The 19,142-nt window shown below is 69.9% G+C and carries 14 protein-coding genes; 4 read left to right on the top strand and 10 right to left on the bottom strand.

Features of this window, described 5'->3' with window-relative positions:
* Positions 1-89: 89 nt before the first annotated feature.
* On the bottom strand, positions 90-2,012 hold the full coding sequence (locus H295_RS0130625; protein WP_234021706.1) for a glycogen debranching N-terminal domain-containing protein: 1,923 nt from the start codon (positions 2,010-2,012) through the stop codon (positions 90-92).
* A 671-nt stretch (positions 2,013-2,683) separates the two neighbouring features.
* Positions 2,684-4,324: a DUF4192 family protein gene (locus H295_RS43710; RefSeq protein ID WP_020139157.1), complete on the bottom strand. Its 1,641-nt coding sequence runs from the start codon at positions 4,322-4,324 to the stop codon at positions 2,684-2,686.
* 389 nt (positions 4,325-4,713) lie between these two features.
* Between H295_RS43710 and H295_RS0130610 the strand changes: the two genes are divergently transcribed.
* Complete coding sequence (locus H295_RS0130610; protein WP_020139156.1) at positions 4,714-6,885, top strand: RecQ family ATP-dependent DNA helicase; 2,172 nt, start codon at positions 4,714-4,716, stop codon at positions 6,883-6,885.
* Between the two features lie 290 nt (positions 6,886-7,175).
* Positions 7,176-7,808, top strand: a complete 633-nt coding sequence (locus tag H295_RS0130605) for a hypothetical protein (protein WP_020139155.1) — start codon at positions 7,176-7,178, stop codon at positions 7,806-7,808.
* A 271-nt stretch (positions 7,809-8,079) separates the two neighbouring features.
* Here H295_RS0130605 and H295_RS0130600 read toward each other — a convergent pair whose 3' ends face one another.
* The 3 genes from H295_RS0130600 to H295_RS0130590 all read right to left on the bottom strand — a co-directional run bounded on the left by H295_RS0130600 (position 8,080) and on the right by H295_RS0130590 (position 10,203).
* On the bottom strand, positions 8,080-8,727 hold the full coding sequence (locus H295_RS0130600; protein ID WP_078616791.1) for a hypothetical protein: 648 nt from the start codon (positions 8,725-8,727) through the stop codon (positions 8,080-8,082).
* A gap of 68 nt (positions 8,728-8,795) precedes the next feature.
* Entirely contained in the window at positions 8,796-9,497 is a 702-nt protein-coding gene (locus tag H295_RS0130595) for a ribonuclease HII (protein WP_020139153.1), read from the bottom strand.
* Between the two features lie 82 nt (positions 9,498-9,579).
* Positions 9,580-10,203, bottom strand: coding sequence for a TetR/AcrR family transcriptional regulator (locus H295_RS0130590; protein WP_028809897.1), 624 nt, complete (start codon positions 10,201-10,203; stop codon positions 9,580-9,582).
* Positions 10,204-10,390: 187 nt separating this feature from the next.
* Between H295_RS0130590 and H295_RS0130585 the strand changes: the two genes are divergently transcribed.
* Positions 10,391-11,938 carry an MFS transporter gene (locus tag H295_RS0130585; RefSeq protein WP_028809896.1) on the top strand — a complete coding sequence of 516 codons (1,548 nt, stop codon included), beginning with the start codon at positions 10,391-10,393 and terminating at the stop codon, positions 11,936-11,938.
* Between the two features lie 361 nt (positions 11,939-12,299).
* On the opposite strand, the gene H295_RS0130580 is transcribed toward H295_RS0130585, so the two are convergent.
* From H295_RS0130580 to H295_RS0130570, 3 genes are all read right to left on the bottom strand, one after another.
* Entirely contained in the window at positions 12,300-13,205 is a 906-nt protein-coding gene (locus H295_RS0130580) for an ADP-ribosylglycohydrolase family protein (RefSeq protein ID WP_020139150.1), read from the bottom strand.
* 12 nt (positions 13,206-13,217) lie between these two features.
* Entirely contained in the window at positions 13,218-13,877 is a 660-nt protein-coding gene (locus H295_RS0130575; RefSeq protein WP_028809895.1) for a histidine phosphatase family protein, read from the bottom strand.
* Between the two features lie 119 nt (positions 13,878-13,996).
* On the bottom strand, positions 13,997-14,602 hold the full coding sequence (locus H295_RS0130570) for a YdbC family protein (protein WP_028809894.1): 606 nt from the start codon (positions 14,600-14,602) through the stop codon (positions 13,997-13,999).
* Positions 14,603-14,750: 148 nt separating this feature from the next.
* Between H295_RS0130570 and H295_RS0130565 the strand changes: the two genes are divergently transcribed.
* A complete protein-coding gene (locus H295_RS0130565; RefSeq protein WP_020139147.1) occupies positions 14,751-15,275 on the top strand; it encodes a TerD family protein in 525 nt (174 codons plus the stop codon).
* A 33-nt stretch (positions 15,276-15,308) separates the two neighbouring features.
* Here H295_RS0130565 and H295_RS0130560 read toward each other — a convergent pair whose 3' ends face one another.
* Entirely contained in the window at positions 15,309-16,016 is a 708-nt protein-coding gene (locus tag H295_RS0130560; RefSeq protein WP_020139146.1) for a DUF6215 domain-containing protein, read from the bottom strand.
* 143 nt (positions 16,017-16,159) lie between these two features.
* Entirely contained in the window at positions 16,160-19,060 is a 2,901-nt protein-coding gene (locus H295_RS0130555; protein ID WP_020139145.1) for a vitamin B12-dependent ribonucleotide reductase, read from the bottom strand.
* Between the last annotated feature and the right edge of the window lie 82 nt (positions 19,061-19,142).

The following is a 19,142-nucleotide window of genomic DNA, read 5'->3' as shown; positions in this document are numbered from 1 at the left end:
GCCCGTCCCGGCAACGGTTGATCCACTGCGCTCCAGGGCGGATCCCCCACCTTGTTCGCGGCCACTGCCCGAGGCGATGTCGTACGAGGTCACGACCCCAGTTGTAGCCCTTCGGCAGCCTCCTCGACCATGGCGAGCCCGAGTCTGCTGACCCGTACCGAGAACGGGGCGCCCGCGATCTTCAGTCCGGTCAGTCCGATCTCGCCGAGAGGCACGCTGCGCAGGGGCCGCAGGGTGACGGTTCCCGCCGGGGCGTCCGGGCGGACTCCCACGAGGGCACTGAGCAACAACACCCCCGCAGCCGCCGCGGTCGCGGCGGGACGACAGGCCGCCGGATGAGGCAGCGGAGCGCTGCCCTCCGAGCGCTGTTCTCCGGCGAACATCTCAGGAAGCCGGTACCCGAAGGTCTCGGATGCCGCGAGCAGACCTCGCAGGAGGGAGCCGGCCTCCTTCTCGTACCCGGCGGCGGCCAGCCCCGCGACGGCGACAGCCGTCTCGTGGACGCGAACGGCGCCGGTGCGGTGACCGAAGGGGTTGTATCCCGCTTCGTTGGCACCCAGGCCACGCAGCCCCCAGCCCGAATCCATGGCCGGGCCACCCAGCAGCCGGGCGAGCTGCTCGGTCTGCACGCTGTCGAGGAGTCCGGGTGCCAGTTCGCCGCCGCCGAGCAGGCCGGTGTCCAGGAGATGGACGGCCGTGGCTCCGAGGTACGGCAGGAGGCGGCCGTCGGGAGCACGTGCCGCCGCCGGGCGGCCGCCGCCACGATCCTCGATCCAGAATTCCCGCCGGAAGGCCGTTCGCAGGTCGCGGGCCCATTGCCGCAGCGCGGCCCCACCAGGTCTGTCGAAGGCGTCGAGCAGATCCGCACCGAGGACAGCCGCGCGATGGGCGTGGGCCTGTGTCTCACAGCGGGCCGGACCACCCGGTTGCGGGTCGCGGAGATACGTCCCCTCCCCCACAGTCGCTCGCAACCAGCCCAGGCAGCGTTCGGCCGGCGGGAGCAGGTCTTCCGTCTCCTGTCGCGAGAGCCCCCACCGGAAGGCCTCCGCGAGCAGAGTGGGGAAGAGCAGGGTGGCTTCGGTGCCGGTACAGCCGGCCGGCAGATGTGCCCCCGCGTCCCGGCGTGGTCCGGGGATCATTCCGGACCACGCCTCGATCATTCCGGCCTTCCCTCGGTGTTGGGTACGGGCGAGGGTTCGGAGTGTCCCGGCGGCGAGCCCGGTCCCGAGCGGCAGGGCCATGCGGGCCGCGGCGAGTGCGTCGGCCGGGGCCAGTCCGCAGCGCCAGGGGACTCCGGCCGCCAGATGGATGTCGGTGGGGTGCGCCGGGTCGCGCAGCAGCAAGGACCGGAGGTCGTCGATGCTCGTGTGCAGGAGAGGCTGGAGCGCGGGGTGGTCTCCCGTCGCCCGGGCGGAAGCGAGGGGACTCGTCGACGCACGGCCCGCGGCCCGGACGGGAGCTGCGCCGTCGAGACGTACGCGCAGCTCCAGACCGGCCGTCCCGCCGGGCGGCAGCTCGAACTCCCAACGCAGCAGGCCGGCCGACGCCAGGGCGTCACTCGGGGGCGGGTCTGCTGTCACCGAGGCCCCACCGGAGGCGCCGGACCAGCGCAGACCGGAGTCGTGAACGCTCGCGGACAGTTCGGGTCCCGCTCGGCCCGACGCGATGGCGCCCAGGTCCGCCAGATCCGAGCCGAGTGCCACCTCCACGGGCAGCCGCAGGGGGCGGAGGGCGGCGCTGCGCAGCGTGATGTGTTCCGTCCCGTCGGCGTGACGGCTGCGTTCGACCACGACATCGGGGTCCGGGCTCGGGCCAGGGGAGACGCGGACCACGGCGACGAAGCGTGCGCAATCGGCCGCGGTCGCCCGTGCCTGGACAGCGAGCGGTTCGCGGCCGGCGATCCGGACCTGGCACCGGGAGAGCACCCTCCGGCCCGCGCGGTAGAAGCCCTCCAGACCTTGGCCGGTCAACTGCCCCTGGGCCGTGGAGATGGCGAGGCCCGGCAGTGCCACACAGATGATGGTCGAGTGCACAGGGGGGAGGCCGGGCGGTCCTCCGGGGCCTGGAGAGACGCCCTTAGGCGACGGTGGCCCGTACGGGACCGGTCCCGGTAGCCGGGCGGAGCGGCTCCCGACCGAAGCCGGAGTCCGGCTCGGCTCCACCGGCGCCGACTGACGTCGCGCGGGCCCTGCCAGTGGAGACGACTCGCCATCCCACGACGCCGAAGGCGTACTTCCCCATCGATCGGACGTCCCGCGCTCCGCGGTCACCGAGGGGTGCCCTGTGCCGGTCGGGAACCTCGGCTCGGGTGTGCCGGTGTCCGTGACCGCCCGCTGCGGCGGTCCGACGCTCCCCGTCCAAGCCGGCATCGGCGCGCCGCGGGCGGACAGGGTGTCGTCGGAGGGCGGAGTCGGCTGATGCAAGGGTCGCTTCCTCTGCGCTCTGCGCGGCACGGGCGAGTGCGGCGCCCGGTGCGGAATTACTGCCCGGTGCGGGGCTACTGAAGGACAGGTGCTGTGCGACGGCACCGCCCGGTCGGGCCTTCCGCCACCCAGGTGAACGGGGCGGGGCTGTTCCGGGTCACGCCTGCGACCGGGGAAGCCGACCGAATGGCAGCGAGTCAGGGGTGCCATCTGGCGACACAGACGGGACAGCCCGCGCGCGACCCGTTCCCAGCTGTCGCTCATCCCTCCCCCTCGGCGGCACCGCCAGTGGCACCACCTCCAGGCCGAGTGCCCTCGGGTCGGCATGTGGCGTCCTTCCCCGTGGCACGTCGGCGCACGGCACCGGGACGCGTGGGGCCGACCGCGCGGGACGGAGGGCGCGAGTCCTCCACGCCGGACGGTCGCCCCTCCCCTTGGCCGGGGTGCGCCAGGGCATCGCCGCGAGTGCCGCTGGGAGAGCCGCTGCGAGTCCGCTTGCGTCGGCGGGAGGCCGTGGGAGGCATGGACGCCGGGAAGGGCTCGAACAAGCGCGAGGGAAGAGTCCCCTCGGAACGGTGAGCCCGACTGCCGTCGGAGTCAGGCGTGCTCGGCGGCTCCGCATCCTCGACCGTCTGTGCCTCGTCGGACCGGCAGACTTCTGACGGGGCCCCTGTCTCACGCGACTGACGTTCCGCGCGCAGGCACCGACGGATCGACTCCGGGTCCAGTCCCTCGTTGCAGGCCTGGTGCAGAAGCCGGGCGAAGAGGTAGCCCGGATCCGCTCCGAGAGCCATGGCCAGCGCTTCCCTGGCCTCGATCTCGTCGCCCGCGGACCACGCGACCCACCCGGCGAGCGTGAGCGGCGCCGCCGCGTGTTCGCCGTACGGCCCGACGCACCGACGGGCCAGTGCCCGCCACAGCCGCAGGGCGGGCCCGGCCTCCTCAGCCTCCATCCACTCGGCTGCACGGTCCCGGGTGGTGCGGTCCTGAAGGCCGAGGATGAGTTGCGCCGCCTCCTCGTGCCCCAGCAGTTCGTCGTCCCGCAGGTCCGCCTGGAGGGTGCCGGAGACGGGTGGCGCTTCGGCGAAACGAGTCATGACGCGCCTCGCCAGCCGCACTGTCTCCTTCGCCACTTCCCTGCGGCTCGGCAGGTCGAGCATCCTGGGGATCAAGGCCATACCGGCGGTGTCCAGGGCGACCTCCTGCTCCAGGGCGGCAGCGGTCTCCCAGGGCTGCAACCTGCCGCGCACCTCACGCAGAGTGCCCCGCACCTGCAGCCCGGCGTACGTCGCCGCGGCCGCGAGCACGGAGGTGCCGGGCAGACCCATCGGGAGCCCCTCCGTGGGACAGCATTCCTCGCTCGGACAGCAGTACGACCAGTAGCGGCCGTCAGAGATGCACAACGCCTCGATCACGGGAACGTCGAGCCGGCCGCATTCCGTGCGCAGCAGGGTGGCGAGCGGTGCCAGCCGCTCCGTGATCTGCTTTCCGGTCTCGCCGGCTCCGGGTTCCTGGCAGAGGTAAGCGACCATCTGCTCGGGGCGGGCGCCCCTGCGCTCGCTGCCGGTGATCAGCCCGTGGGCCAACTGCCGGGCCACGGCCGCCCAGTCGTCCGTGTTGGCCGGGATGCCGAGCCGAGCTCGCCCGCCGAACCTGCCACGGCCGTCCCGGTCGTGCAGGGCGACCAGCACGATGCTGTCCTCCGGCCGGTATCCGAGGAGGTACGGCAGGGCATCGGCCAGCTCGCCCGGCGTCCGCAGAGTGACCTGGTGCTCGGCACCGTGCGCGTCGAATCCGACCCGCTCACCGCCCGAGTCGTCCCTGACCCGCTCACCGCCCAAGCCGTCCCCGACCTGCTCGCCGATGCCCGAACCGTCCCCGAACCGCTCCCCGATGCCCAAGCGGTCCCCGTCCTGCCCACCACCATCGCGGCCCCTGCCATCGCGTCCACTGCTGTCCCGGCCGCTACCGTCGCGGCCACCGCCTCCGCACCCACCACCATCGCGCCCATCGCCGCCCCACCCGTTACCGCTTCGTCCGCCAATACCCCGCCCGTCGTTATTGCCGCTTGCAGCCGATCCGGTCGTTTCGCTGTGATTCGTCATGCGCAGACGATCTCGCGGATCGCGATCCTCCGCTTGCCCCTGTGGATAACTCCGATCAGGACCACGACAACCACCCGATCCGCCGTACACGGATCGGCAGCCCACGGCCGCCCCCGTCTGTCCCTCGTCCACAGGCCGCCCGCCGCGGCGCCCGACTGTCCGAGCCGTCCTGTTGTATGGGAGGCATGACGCACACGACCAAGGACGAATTGCGCGAGGCCGCTGACGGCATCCTCGCCCGGCTCGTCGGGGACAGCACCGGATCGGCGCGGTTGCGCGAGGACCAGTGGCGGGCCATCGAGGCACTCGTCGCCGACAAGCGCCGCGCCCTGGTCGTGCAGCGGACGGGGTGGGGCAAGTCAGCGGTGTACTTCGTGGCGACGGCCCTGCTGCGGGAGCGCGGCGCCGGACCGACCGTGATCGTCTCCCCGCTCCTCGCTCTCATGCGCAACCAGGTCGACGCCGCCGCGCGAGCCGGCATCCGGGCCCGGACCATCAACTCCTCCAACCCGGAGGAGTGGGACACCATTCGCGCCGAGGTCGCCGCAGGCACCGTGGACGTGCTGCTGGTGAGCCCCGAGCGGCTCAACAACCCGGACTTCCGCGACAACGTCCTGCCCGAACTGTCCGCCGCCACCGGCCTTCTGGTCGTCGACGAGGCGCACTGCATCTCCGACTGGGGACACGACTTCCGCCCCGACTACCGCAGACTGCGGACCATGCTCACCGAGCTGCCTTCCGGCGTGCCGGTGCTCGCCACCACCGCCACTGCCAACGCCCGTGTCACCGCGGACGTGGCCGAGCAGCTCGGCACGGGCAGCGACTCGGACGCGCTGGTGCTACGGGGGCCCCTCGACCGCGAGAGCCTCAGCCTGTCCGTGCTCCAGCTCCCCGACGCGGCCCACCGGCTGGCCTGGCTGGCCGACCACCTGAACGATCTGCCGGGTTCCGGAATCATCTACACGCTCACGGTGGCCGCCGCCGAGGAGATCACCGCCTTCCTGCGTGAGTGCGGGCACACCGTCGCCTCGTACACGGGAAAGACGGAGAACGCCGAACGCCAGCAGGCCGAGGAGGCTCTGCTCGCGAACAAGGTCAAGGCGCTGGTCGCCACGTCCGCACTCGGCATGGGCTTCGACAAGCCGGACCTCGGCTTTGTCGTCCACGTCGGTTCGCCGTCCTCGCCCATCGCCTACTACCAGCAGGTGGGCCGCGCCGGACGTGGTGTCGAGCACGCCGAGGTGCTGCTCCTGCCCGGCCGTGAGGACGAGGCGATCTGGTCCTACTTCGCCTCCGTCGCGTTCCCGCCCGAGGAAGCTGTACGTCGCACCCTCGACGCCCTGGCCGGCGCGGACCGGCCGTTGTCGCTGCCCGCGCTCGAACCGCTGGTCGAACTGAACCGTACCCGCCTGGAGATCATGCTCAAGGTGCTCGACGTGGACGGCGCCGTCCACCGGGTCAAGGGCGGCTGGATCGCCACCGGGACGCCCTGGTCCTACGACGCCGAGCGCTATGCGTGGGTCGCGAAGCAGCGCGCCGCCGAACAGCAGGCCATGCGCGACTACGCCACCACCTCGGGCTGCCGTATGGAGTTCCTGCGACGGCAGCTGGACGACGAGGAAGCGGCTCCCTGTGGCCGCTGCGACAACTGCGCAGGGCCCCGATTCACCGCCGACATCTCTGCGGCCGCACTGGACACGGCAGGCGGCTCGCTCGCCCGGGCCGGGGTCGTGGTGGAGCCGCGTCGGATGTGGCCCACCGGGCTGCCGGCCATCGGCGTCGACCTCAAGGGCCGTATTCCGCCCGGGGAACAGGCCTCCCCAGGCCGGGCCCTCGGACGGTTGTCGGACATCGGCTGGGGCAACCGGCTGCGTCCGCTGCTCGCGCCCCAGACCCCGGACGCCCCCGTTCCCGACGATGTGGCGCACGCTGTCGTGACCGTGCTGGCCGACTGGGCCAAGGGGCCCGACGGCTGGGCCTCCGGCGCCGCGGACTCCCCCGCCCGCCCCGTGGGTGTCGTCACGCTGCCCTCGCGCACCCGGCCTCAGCTGGTCCAGTCGCTCGGGAGCCGGATCTCCGCGGTCGGCCGTATCCCGTTCCTGGGCTCCCTCGGCTACACGGACCACTCCGACGAGCTCTCGCTGCCGCGCTCCAACAGCGCTCAGCGCCTCCGTGCCCTGCACGGTGCGCTCATCGTGCCTCCGTCCCTGCGGGAGGCACTTGAGGCAGCCGGCGGTCCCGTGCTGCTCGTCGACGACATGACCGAGACCGGCTGGACTCTCGCCGTAGCCGCCCGGTTGCTGTTGCGGTCAGGTGCCCAGGGGGTGTTGCCGCTGGTGCTGGCGGTACGCGGCTGAGAGGCGCGGGAGTCGGCGCTGGTCCCTGCGCGCGTGCCGCTCGGGGCCTCGATGAGCCGGGCCGACGGCTCCGAGCGTCGCCCGGCAAAAGACGGGGTAGGGATATATGCCACCAACCATCCGATTCGGGTCGGTGGGCCCAATTGCTCGTTGCCGCAACCAAGTTCGGCAGGAAGAATTGAGGTCCGCTCCCCGCACGGCTCGTCCGTTGATCGGTAGGGCTCTGCTGCGGTGCGCGCTCCCCCAATCCGACCCCGCCCCCGCATGGGCGCGTAGCCGAAGGGAGGACCGTGACCTTCGGATTCGCTCCGTCCTCCGCGGCGTCCACGTCGTCAACCGACCTGTCCGCCGCATCCGCCAACCCTCTGGCCCGTCTGCTCGAACCCGCCGAGTGGGCCGAGGCCGGTATCCCGCTGCTGCGCAGTCCGCGCGAGGTCGTCAGCGGGCTGCATTCCCGGCACCAGCCCAAGCCGGCGACCGCGATCGTGGCGGTTCTCGATCCGGACGAACGGCTGCTGGCGAGTGCCTCGTTCACACGCCGCCCGGCACCGGCCGACGGCTGGATGTTCCGGAACACGCTGCTCTCGCAGCTGCGCCGGGTGATCCCGCACGACTTGCGGCGCCGCACCCCTGTGCGCACCGCCGTGCTGCTCTACTGCCGTGAGGGCGACGCGCGTTGGACGGAGGAGGACGGCGCCTGGATGTGGGGACTGCGTGACGCCTGCACCCTGCACGGACTGCGCTGTGGTGCGTACATCACCCTGACGCGGGACGGCTGGCAGGTCCTGGGTGAGGGGCGCGGCGGTCGGCGCCCGAACGCGAACTCCGCGCCGGAGCCCTTCGCCACGTCCGAGTCGCCGCCCCTGCTGCCTCGAACCGGCGGCGCCGCCTCGGAGGTCCTGCGGCGCGCCGCGGCTCGCTGAGGACCACGGATCCACCAGGGGTGCGCCCCGCCTGACACCGTCCTTCCGGCCGTACGTCACCGACGTACGGCCGGAGCGGGTTCGCCACTGGTTCACTACTACGCCCCAGTCACCGCCGTTGCCGCCCTGCACCGGTGGACGCTCCCCGCACACCCGCGCTCCCCGCGCCGGCGTTCCGCGCAGACGCGAGCATGCCAAATGGGCCGCCGTGCAGGTGCCGCACAAGCGGCACCATCGGTGACCCCGGGCGCCCCGAGTCTCCGGGAACGGCTCAGACGCCTGCGCCCAGTACCGAGTTGATCTGCTGCGGGTCACCGCAGACGATCAGCAGGGCACCGGCACGCGCATGAGCCAGAGGCAGGGCCTCGGCGGCAGCGGCGGCAGAACCGCCGTTCACGGCGACCACGACCACGGGGCGCGACGCGGCACGCGAGACGGCGGATGCGTCCGCGTAGAACACATCGTCGCCGGCGTCGTGCTGCGCCCAGTAGGCGGCTTCACCGAAGGACAGTTCGTGGGCGGCCCACGGATGCTGTTCTCCGGTGGTGATCACCAGCACTTCACCGGGGGCACGACCCGACTCCAGCAGCAGATCGACGGCCTCCTCGGCAGCGTCGAGCGCACCCGTGGCCGAGGCCGGGATGAGCTGGATCTGGGGAGTCCTCGAAGCCGGGGCGGGGGCCGGGGCGGAGGGGGCAGCGGGGCCCGGGAGACCGGGCTTGGCCACGGCCACGTCGTGCGGCGTCCGTTGCACCGGCGGCGTCGGCCGCAGGGGGCCGGGACGACCGGGGCGCGGCGGAGCCACGGGACGGGGGCCGGGTACGGGACGGGGGGTCGGCGCGGTGCGGCCGCTGGCCGCCGTGGCGCGGGGACCCTGGGCACTCTCGTGAATCTGAGGCTCCTCGGGAATGAGAGGCATGGGCTGATGTTTATCAAACGTCGGTGCGGCTCGCGTCAGCGGGTGGCACATCCGTGCGAGCGGAATCGTCAGAAATCGAAGCCGAGCTGACCCTCGATCCCAGGACTGCTTCCACTCGCCCAGGTGCGGGCCTTCTTGAGGTGCTGCCACTGAGGCAGCGCATCAAGATACGCCCACGACAGCCGGTGGTACGGGGTGGGGCCCCGGACCTCCAGTGCGGCCTTGTGCACGGGTGACGGATACCCGGCGTTGGCCGCGAAGTCGAAGTCTGCATGGTCGATACCCAGTTCGGCCATCATTTTGTCGCGCTGGACCTTGGCGATCACCGAGGCCGCCGCGACCGCCACACAGGACTGGTCGCCCTTGATGACGGTCCGGACCTTCCAGGGCGTGCCGAGGTAATCGTGCTTTCCGTCGAGGATCACCGCGTCGGGGCGCACCGGAAGGGCTTCCAGGGCGCGTACGGCGGCGATCCGCAGGGCGGCCGTCATCCCGAGGTCGTCGATCTCCTCGTGGCTCGCGTGACCCAGGGCGTACGACGTCACCCAGGTCCGCAGTTCCTCGGCGAGTTCGGTCCGGCGCTTGACGCTGAGCAGCTTGGAATCGGTGAGGCCCTGGGGCGGTCGGCGCAGTCCGGTGACGGCGGCGCAGACGGTGACAGGGCCGGCCCAGGCGCCTCGCCCGACCTCGTCGACACCGGCAATGATCTTCGCTCCGGTCGTGGCGCGGAGGGAGCGCTCGACGGTGTGAGTAGGCGGTTCGTACGGCATGGCGCCCTTAGCCTACGCCGCTCGGATCACCGTGCGACACCCCGGTTTGCCTGACGGCCGACGAGACACTCGCGAGCACCGGTCAGGAACCCGTCGGCCGCAGAAGGGGCAGGACCAACTGGTCGATCATCTCTTCCATCTCCAGGTCACCCCATTCGCTTCCGCGCATCTTGGAGCGGTACATCATCATGGCCGGAATCGCATCGAAGACGTAGTCGTTCGCCGCGTCAGGGCGGACCTCTCCTCGCTCTATTCCGCGAGTGACAATCTGGTGCAGCAGCTTGACGCTCGGCTCCACGACTCCGTTGAAGATGACTGCATGGAAGCGCTCGGCCTGAGCCTGATCGCACTCGTGAATGACCGCGCGCAGCGCGAAGCCGGGGCGGGAGAACATCGCCTCGCGGGCCTGTCGGCAGAGTTCGAGCAGGTCCTCGCGCACGCCTCCGAGGTCGGGCACGTCCTCGAAACGCGGCAGTCCGGCCCTGAGGGCGTCCGCGACGAGTTCCTCCTTCGACGGCCAGCGACGATAGACCGCGGCCTTGCCCGTCTGGGCCACGGCCGCGACACCTTCCATCGTGAGGCCGTTCCAACCCACCGTGCTGAGCTGTTCCAGGGCGGCGTCGAGGATCGCCCGTTCCAGCACCGGGCCGCGCCGACGGAGGGAAGCCGTCCGAGCGGGGGCGGCCGGCCAGCGCGAGGTAACCATCTGAATGTCTCCAGCGAACAGGGAAGCGGGGATTCCGGGGAGGACGGGCGGGCCGCGCGGCGACATAGGGGGATACGCCACGCGCCGACAAACTTAAGTGAACGCTTGCGTTCACTACTGGGGACTCACTACCGTAAGCGCGACAGTGAACGCCACCGTTCACTAAAGCGCTTGTGGGGGACTCATCGTGACAACCTCTCAGTTGACCAAGGATCAGAAGCCAGGTGCGGCCCGCCGGGAAGGGCGTCCCGGCATCGCGCTCGCCGTCATCGCGGCCTGCCAACTCATGGTGGTGCTCGACGCGACGATTGTGAACATCGCACTGCCGCACATTCAAGACGCGCTCAAGTTCAGCACCACCGACCTCACATGGGTCGTCAGCGCCTACACCCTCACCTTCGGCGGTCTGCTCCTTCTGGGCGGCCGGGCAGGTGACATCCTCGGGCGCCGCCGGGTCTTCCTGACCGGCATCCTGTTGTTCACCTTCGCCTCGCTGCTCGGCGGACTCGCCCAGGAGCCCTGGCAGCTGCTGGCCGCGCGCGTCCTGCAAGGCATGGGTGGCGCCATCGCGTCTCCCACCTCGCTGGCGCTGATCACCACCACGTTCCCCGAAGGGCCCGAGCGGAACCGGGCGTTCGGGGTCTTCGCCGCGGTCTCCGCGGGCGGCGGCGCGATAGGCCTGCTGGCGGGAGGCATGCTCACCGAGTGGCTCGACTGGCGGTGGGTGCTCTTCGTCAACGTGCCCATCGGCGTGCTGATCGCGGTACTGACCCCGCTCTACATCAGCGAGTCCGAACGGCACACCGGCCGCTTCGACATCGCGGGCGCCCTGACCTCCACGGGAGGCATGGCCCTGCTGGTCTACGGCTTCATCCGCGCCGCCGACGAGGGCTGGCGGGACAGCCTGACCATCGGGTCCTTCGGCGTCGCCGTGGTGCTCCTGCTGGCCTTCGCGTACATCGAGTCGCGAGCCAAGGAACCCATCACTCCGCTGCGGATGTTCGCCGACCGCAACCGCGCGGGAACTTACGTGATCATGCTGAGTCTGGCCGCGGCGATGTTCGGCATGTTCTTCTACATCGTGCTCTTCGTCCAGAACGTACTGGACTACACCCCGATCGAGGCCGGGCTCGCCTTCCTGCCGGTGACCGTGGTGATCGCGCTGGGCGCGGGTCTGTCGCAGCGGTTTCTGCCGGTGTTCGGTCCCAAACCGTTCATGCTCGCGGGGTCGGCTCTGGCGGTGGCCGGGCTCGCCTGGCAGGCGCTCATCAGCTCCGACAGCTCCTACGCGGGCGGGGTACTGGGCCCGATGCTAGTCTTCGGCTTCGGCATGGGGCTCAACTTCGTGACGCTGACGATCACAGCGGTCTCCGGTGTCGCTCAGCACGAGGCCGGAGCGGCTTCCGGACTGCTCAACGCCATGCAACAGGTGGGTGGTTCGCTCGGCCTGTCCATCCTGACGACGGTCTTCGGAACGGCCAGCAAGAACGAGGCGGAGAAGCAGCTGCCGAACTTCATGGCCGACGGTTCCGCCGAGCAGAAGGCGGAGTTCGCCAAGACGCACCAGCTGCCCGCCCCGTGGGGGCACGAGGTGCTCGCCCAGGGCATCTCCACGGGCTTCGTCGCGGCTGCCGCGATGGCCGTACTCGCCCTGGTCAGCGCCTGGTTGGTGATCAAGGTCCGCAAGAGCGATCTGGAGGCGCTCGCCGGCACGGCGGGTCCGGGCCTCGGCTGATCGCGCCGGGCTCACGCCGAGCTCCGGATGGCCGGGCGGGGACCCGAAGGCCCGCGACAGCCCGGCCATCCGCGCACGGAGCACTGACGACAGCACAGCGAGCACCGCCCCCGACACGGGCAGCAGTACCGACACCCACCACCCCACCAAAACCACCCCCGCGCCTGTCGCCCCGCGCCAACCGGCACACCCGTCGCACACCCATCGCATGGGAACTGCCACGACAACGAGAACGCGGTCACGCAGAGTTCCCGACATGCACGGAGAGTTTCCAAGCGCGGCGAGTGCTAGACCAGAACGAGTCTCAGAGCGCTGCGGTCTTCCGAACGAGGCAAGTCGTCGGCCGACTCCCCGGGGCCTCTCAACCCGCCACCCGCATCCACTCCGGAAAGCCCTCGGTCCGCGCCACCCACTCGGCAGGCGGTGCCCCGGCCTTCCCGCCGGCGATCACACCGCCCACGATGGCGCAGGTCGTGTCCACATCGCCGCCGACCTGGGCGGTCGTCCAGAACGCCGATTCATAGTCGCCGAGAGACCTGGCGGCCGACCAGAGCGCGAACGGCACGGTGTCATGGGCGGTCGTACGGCGCCCGCACCCCAGCACCGCGGCGACGGTCGAGGCGTCGCCGTAGTCCAGCATGTCCCGGGCTCTGCGCAGCCCCGCGCCGACGGCACTCTTCGGAACGAGAGCGATGACGCCGTCGAGGAGCGCCCCGGGACTCGGTGGCCCGCTGGGATCCGCAGCCAGGGCGGCTGCCGCGGCGACGGCCATGGCGCCGGCGACGGCCTCCCGGTGCTGGTGCGTGGGATACGCCGAGATCTCGGCCTGGTGGGTCGCCTGTTCCGGGTCGTCCGCGTAGTAGGCGCCGAGGGGCGGAATGCGCATCGCGGCGCCGTTGCCCCAGGATCCCTGTCCGTTGAAGAGGGCCGCGGCCAGCTCACGCCAGTCGCCGCCCTCGCGGACCAGCCGCAGCAGACGGTTGACGGCGGGGCCATAACCGCGGTCGAAGTCGTGGTGACGGGCGAAGGAGTGGGCCAGCGCGTCCTGGTCGATGCGGTGGTGGGCGCTCAGGACGGCCACCACGGAGCAGGCCATCTCGGTGTCGTCCGTCCACTGCCAGTAGCCGGACGGCAGCTCACGGTTCTGGAGGAGGGGGTAGTTCACCGGCACGAAGAACTGCGAGCCCAGCGCGTCTCCCACGGCCAGACCACGCAGACTGGCCAGGGCACGGTCGAGGCGCCCGTCGGTTGAGGAGTCAGCAGTCATCGGTCTGCCACTCTAGTCGCTGATCCCGTACGGTTCCGGATCCCGCCAACGATCGAACGGTCTGTCCATCACGTACTTGCCGTCGTCCCCGAGAACGAGCATCCGCATCTCCGCGTTCCCCGGGTTCGACAGCGACTCGAATTCCGCCACCGTCCAGTGGAACCAGCGCATGCAGAACAGCCGCATGGCCAGGCCGTGCGTCACGATCAGGACGTTGGGCGGGTGGTCGGGCGCCTCGAAGCTGCGGAACAGGCTCTCCAGGAAGCCGCCGACCCGGTCGTACACGTCGGCCCCGGACTCGCCCTGGGCGAACCGGTAGAAGAAGTGCCCGTACGCGTCCCGATAGGCCTTCTGAAGGCGTACGTCGTCGCGGTCCTGCCAGTTCCCCCAGTCCTGCTCCCGCAGCCGGGGCTCCTCACGCACCCGTATGAGCTCGGGGTCCAGATGGAAGGCGCGCAGCGTCTCGTGGGTACGGCGGTACGGGGAGACGTACACACTGACGCGTTCGCGGCCGAAGACGTCGCGCAGCCGTTTGCCCGTCTCCTCTGCCTGCCGCCAGCCCTGCTCCGTGAGGGCCAGGGCGTGGTCGGGCTCGCGTTCATACACGGTGTCATCAACATTGCCCGTTGACTCCCCGTGCCGGACAAGGACGATGCGCCGTGGTCGTGCCATGCCAAGACCCTAGATCGAGTCGGCCCGTAACGCGGACTCGTACGCGCTCCATACGGCGTAGGTCACATGGTTTCCGTACCAGGAGCCACTTATAGACCCACACGTACCGAGTTGGGATCTCAAACTATCCAGGCCGGCTCAAGGTCCACGATGTCACCCGTGAGAGCGGCGACGTCGGCCTCGGTCTGGGCGCGCAGGGCGAGGCGCTCCACCCTTTCGGTGCGGTATTTCCCGTGTTCGGCGGCCGACCGCCACATGGAGAGCACCAGGAACTCGTGTCCCGGAGCCTCGCCGAACAGTCCGCGGATCATGCCGGGCGAGCCGGCCATCGCCGGATTCCAGACCTTCTCCTGCATCAGGGTGAAATGCTCCGCGCGCTCCTCGTGGACGCGGCAGTGGGCGAACCGCACCAGGTCGGCGTCGGTGAAGCGGGGCTCGAAGCCCGTCTTCACGTCGAAGCGGTAGTCGAACAGCTTGACCTGGATGTCCTTGAACGTGCCTGACTGGGCCGCCGCGAGCCGGTCGTGGGAACGCGCCATGAAGGAGTCGTAGAAGGAACGGCTCTCCCAGAAGGAGAAGATGTGCGCCACACCCTGCCGCCCCCGGCTCCAGCCTCCGCCCTGTCCCCGAAACCCCGGCTCTCCCAGAAGCCCCGCCCACTTTCGCTGCCCCCGCTCGAACCCGCGGCGGTCCACCACGGTGCAGCGAATCCACTTGACCAGCACCGCGCCATCGTAAGGCCACCGGGCGTGGCGTCGGTCACGCTCGGCCGGAGAGCGCACCCCCAACTGTCCGACCCTCGTGGCAGGATGGACAACCGGTCTTGCCTGACCGGCAGTTCGGTCTGTGGACGCAGGGGGAAGGGGACGTCTGGTGAGCGCTGTCAACAAGGGGATCCGCAAGGTCGAGGTCGCGCTCAAGTGGGATCCGAGTCCGGCCGGGGAGCCGGACACCGATCTGGACATCGTTGCCGCGACGTACGTGGCGGACGCCCCGTACGGAGATCCCGCCTATGTGGTGCACTTCGACAGCCGCTCCCCGGACGGCACCATCTATCTCAACCGGGACAGCAAGGACGGCAAGGGCTTCGGCTGGGACGAGGTCATGACACTGGAGCTCGACCGGCTCGACGCGCGGTACACGCGTGTGGTGGTCGGTGCCGTCATCCAGCAGCGCTCCGTGCACCGCACCTTCGTCGGCGTGGCGAATCCGGCCCTGCGCATAAGGGAGGGTTACACGGTCCTGGCCGAGGACGACTTCGGCAGCGTCCTCGGGTCGACGGCCGCAACCATCGCCGAGTTCGTCCGCCAGGAATCCGGTTCCTGGGACTTCCATCCCGGGATCAGCGGCTTCGAGGACGACCCCGCCACCTTCACCCGGACCATGGGCCGCCAGTGACGCGTCCGCGGGCCACGGTCGGCAGGTGACGCGTCAGCCGGCGGTCCAGCCGGGGACCGTCGGCAGCACCGTCTCAGCGACGCGGAGCAGGGCGAAGTCGTCCGGTACGACGTCGTCCTGGCGCCATATGGTGACCTCGTAGAAGCCGCCGCCGTCCTTGGTGTCCTTGGCGACCACGAGGCTGCGGGCGATGCCGCCGGGACCGGTGTCGACCTTCCCGCCGCCGAAGTTGAACTGCAGGGCGATGGTCCGGTCGGAGTAGAGGACCGCCGGGTGCCCGCCTATCACCCTGTTCTCCGCCGTTTTCCCCAGGAAGCCCACCATCTCGGCCACCGGGGTGTCGTCCTCGGACGAGGAGAGCTTGACGGAGTACGTGGCCAGCTGGATCTCCGCCTCGGGCGTGACGGTCTTGGTGCCGTCGGCCCAGTTGCTCGAGGACTCCTTGCCGCTGGCGTTCATGGCGTACTCGTCCGGTGTACCGAGCAGTGTGGGCAGGTCCGCGCGGTTCAGAGCCGTGCACAGCTGCATCCCGGAGACGGGCTTCGAGGGCCGGGCGCCGTCCGACGCGTCACAAGCCGCCGGTTCGGGTTCACTGGCCTTCTGCTGAAAGGTCCCTGACAACAGAAGAGCGGCAAGGCCCCCGACCGCCACCAGGGCCAACAGGGCCTGCCCCCACTCGTTCATGCCCTTCTCGGGTCTGTCGACGCTCGTCGCCGCATCGGTGATCTGCTGCTCGCTCATGTCCCCCGTGTCCCCACCCTGCTCTTCGCGCCGGTCGTGCGCGGAGGGAGCCTAGCGCGTGATCGACTCGTGGAGAAACGGAAAAGAACAAGGGCGGTGCGGCCGGTTTCCCGACCGCACCGCCCTAAACGGCTAGTCCGACGTCAGCTGCAACCGCTGGTCGAGCCGCAGCCCTCGCAGATGTAGCAGGAACCGGCCCGCTGCATCTTCGTACCGCAGGAGAAGCAGAGCGGGGCGTCGGCCTGGATGCCCAGCTGCATCTCCACCAGCTCGGCGCTGGTGTGGGCCTGCTTCGGGGCGGGCTTGGCCGCCTCGACCTCGGCCTTCGGCGTGGCGACCGCCTTCAGCTCCTGGGTGCGCGGGGCCGACTGGGCCAGTCCCTCGACGTCGACCTCGTCCTCGGTCGGCTCGTACGAGCCGGTCTCCAGGTGGCGCTGACGCTCCTCGGCGGAGTGGATGCCGAGCGCGGAGCGCGTCTCGAAGGGCAGGAAGTCCAGCGCCAGGCGGCGGAAGATGTAGTCGACGATCGACTGCGCCATCCGCACGTCCGGGTCGTCCGTCATGCCGGCCGGCTCGAAGCGCATGTTGGTGAACTTCGAGACGTACGTCTCCAGCGGCACGCCGTACTGGAGGCCGACGGAGACCGCGATGGAGAAGGCGTCCATCATGCCCGCGAGGGTCGAACCCTGCTTCGACATCTTCAGGAAGACCTCGCCGAGACCGTCGTCCGGGTAGGAGTTGGCGGTCATGTAGCCCTCGGCGCCGCCGACCGTGAAGGAGGTCGTGATGCCGGGACGGCCCTTGGGGAGGCGCTTGCGGACCGGGCGGTACTCGATGACCTTCTCGACCGTCTCGCGGATGGCCGCCTCGGCCTTCTCGGTGACCTCGGCCTTCTCCTTCTCCTTGGTCTTCGCGGAGAGGGGCTGGCCGACCTTGCAGTTGTCGCGGTAGATGGCGAGCGCCTTGACGCCCATCTTCCAGGCCTCGAAGTAGACCTCCTCGACGTCCTCGACGGTCGCCGTCTCCGGCAGGTTGACCGTCTTGGAGAGCGCGCCGGAGATCCAGGGCTGAATCGCGGCCATCATGCGCACGTGGCCCATCGCGGAGATGGAACGCTCGCCCATGGCGCAGTCGAAGACCTCGTAGTGCTCGTGCTTGAGGCCGGGAGCGTCGACGACATTGCCGTTCTCGGCGATGTGGGCGACGATCGCCTCGATCTGCTCCTCCTGGTAGCCCAGGCGGCGCAGGGCCTGCGGGACCGTGCCGTTGACGATCTGCATCGAGCCGCCGCCGACCAGCTTCTTGAACTTGACCAGCGCGAGGTCGGGCTCAAGACCGGTGGTGTCGCAGGACATCGCGAGACCGATGGTGCCGGTCGGGGCGATGACGGACGCCTGGGCGTTACGGAAACCGTTCTTCTCACCGAGACGCAGCACGTCCTGCCAGGCCTCCGTGGCGGCGGCCCAGATCGGAGAGTCCAGGTCGTCCATGCGGACGGCCTTGGTGTTCTCGTCGGCGTGCTGCTTCATGACCCGCAGGTGCGGCTGCGCGTTGCGGGCGTAGCCGTCGTACGGGCCGACGACCGCGGCGAGTTCGGCGGAACGCCGGTACGACGTGCCGGTCATCAGGGAGGTGATGGAGCCGGCGAGGGCACGGCCGCCGTCGGAGTCGTAGGCGTGGCCGGTCGCCATCAGCAGGGCACCGAGGTTGGCGTAGCCGATGCCGAGCTGGCGGAACGCGCGCGTGTTCTCGCCGATCTTCTGGGTCGGGAAGTCGGCGAAGCAGATGGAGATGTCCATCGCCGTGATGACGAGCTCGACGACCTTCGCGAAGCGCTCGACGTCGAAGGACTGGTGGCCCTTGCCGTCGTCCTTCAGGAACTTCATGAGGTTCAGCGAGGCGAGGTTGCAGGACGTGTTGTCCAGGTGCATGTACTCGCTGCACGGGTTCGAGCCGTTGATACGGCCGGACTCCGGGCACGTGTGCCAGTGGTTGATGGTGTCGTCGTACTGGATGCCCGGGTCGGCACAGGCCCACGCGGCCTCGGCCATCTTGCGGAACAGCGCCTTGGCGTCGACCTCCTCGATGACCTCACCGGTCATGCGGGACGTCAGACCGAACTTGCCGCCCGTCTCGACCGCCTTCATGAAGGTGTCGTTCACGCGGACCGAGTTGTTGGCGTTCTGGTACTGGACCGACGTGATGTCGTCGCCGCCCAGGTCCATGTCGAAGCCCGCGTCGCGCAGGGCGCGGATCTTCTCCTCCTCCTTCACCTTGGTCTCGATGAAGTCCTCGATGTCGGGGTGGTCGACGTCCAGGATGACCATCTTGGCGGCGCGGCGTGTGGCGCCACCCGACTTGATCGTTCCTGCGGAGGCGTCGGCACCGCGCATGAAGGAGACGGGACCCGAGGCGTTGCCGCCGGAGGACAGCAGTTCCTTGGAGGAGCGGATCCGGGAGAGGTTCAGGCCGGCACCGGAGCCGCCCTTGAAGATCATGCCCTCTTCCTTGTACCAGTCGAGGATCGACTCCATGGAGTCGTCGACGGCCAGGATGAAGCAGGCCGAGACCTGCTGCGGCTGGGGCGTACCGACGTTGAACCACACAGGGCTGTTGAAGCTGAAGATCTGGTGCAGGAGGGCGTACGCCAGCTCGTGCTCGAAGATCTCCGCATCGGCGGGCGAGGCGAAGTACTTGTAGTCCTCGCCGGCCTTCCGGTACGTCTTCACGATGCGGTCGATCAGCTGCTTGAGGCCGGTCTCGCGCTGCGGGGTGCCGACGGCACCGCGGAAGTACTTGCTGGTGACGATGTTGACCGCGTTCACCGACCAGAAGTCGGGGAACTCGACGCCGCGCTGCTCGAAGTTGACCGAGCCGTCGCGCCAGTTGGTCATGACGACGTCACGGCGCTCCCAGGCCACCTCGTCGTACGGGTGCACGCCGGGGGTGGTGTGGATGCGCTCGATGCGCAGGCCCTTGTTCGCAGCCGCCTTGGTGCCCTTGGCGCGGGAACTCCGTGCCGGACCGCTCGCCGTCTCTGTCATGCCGCCTCCCTGGTACGGGCTAAAACGCCCTGAAGTGCCACGATGTTCCCGTGACACGGTGTTTTGTCTGATGCTGCGGGCA

It is taken from the genome of Streptomyces sp. 351MFTsu5.1 (assembly GCF_000383655.1).
Classification (GTDB): Bacteria; Actinomycetota; Actinomycetes; order Streptomycetales; family Streptomycetaceae; genus Streptomyces; species Streptomyces griseorubiginosus.
This window is presented reverse-complemented; position numbering and strand designations above follow the sequence as displayed.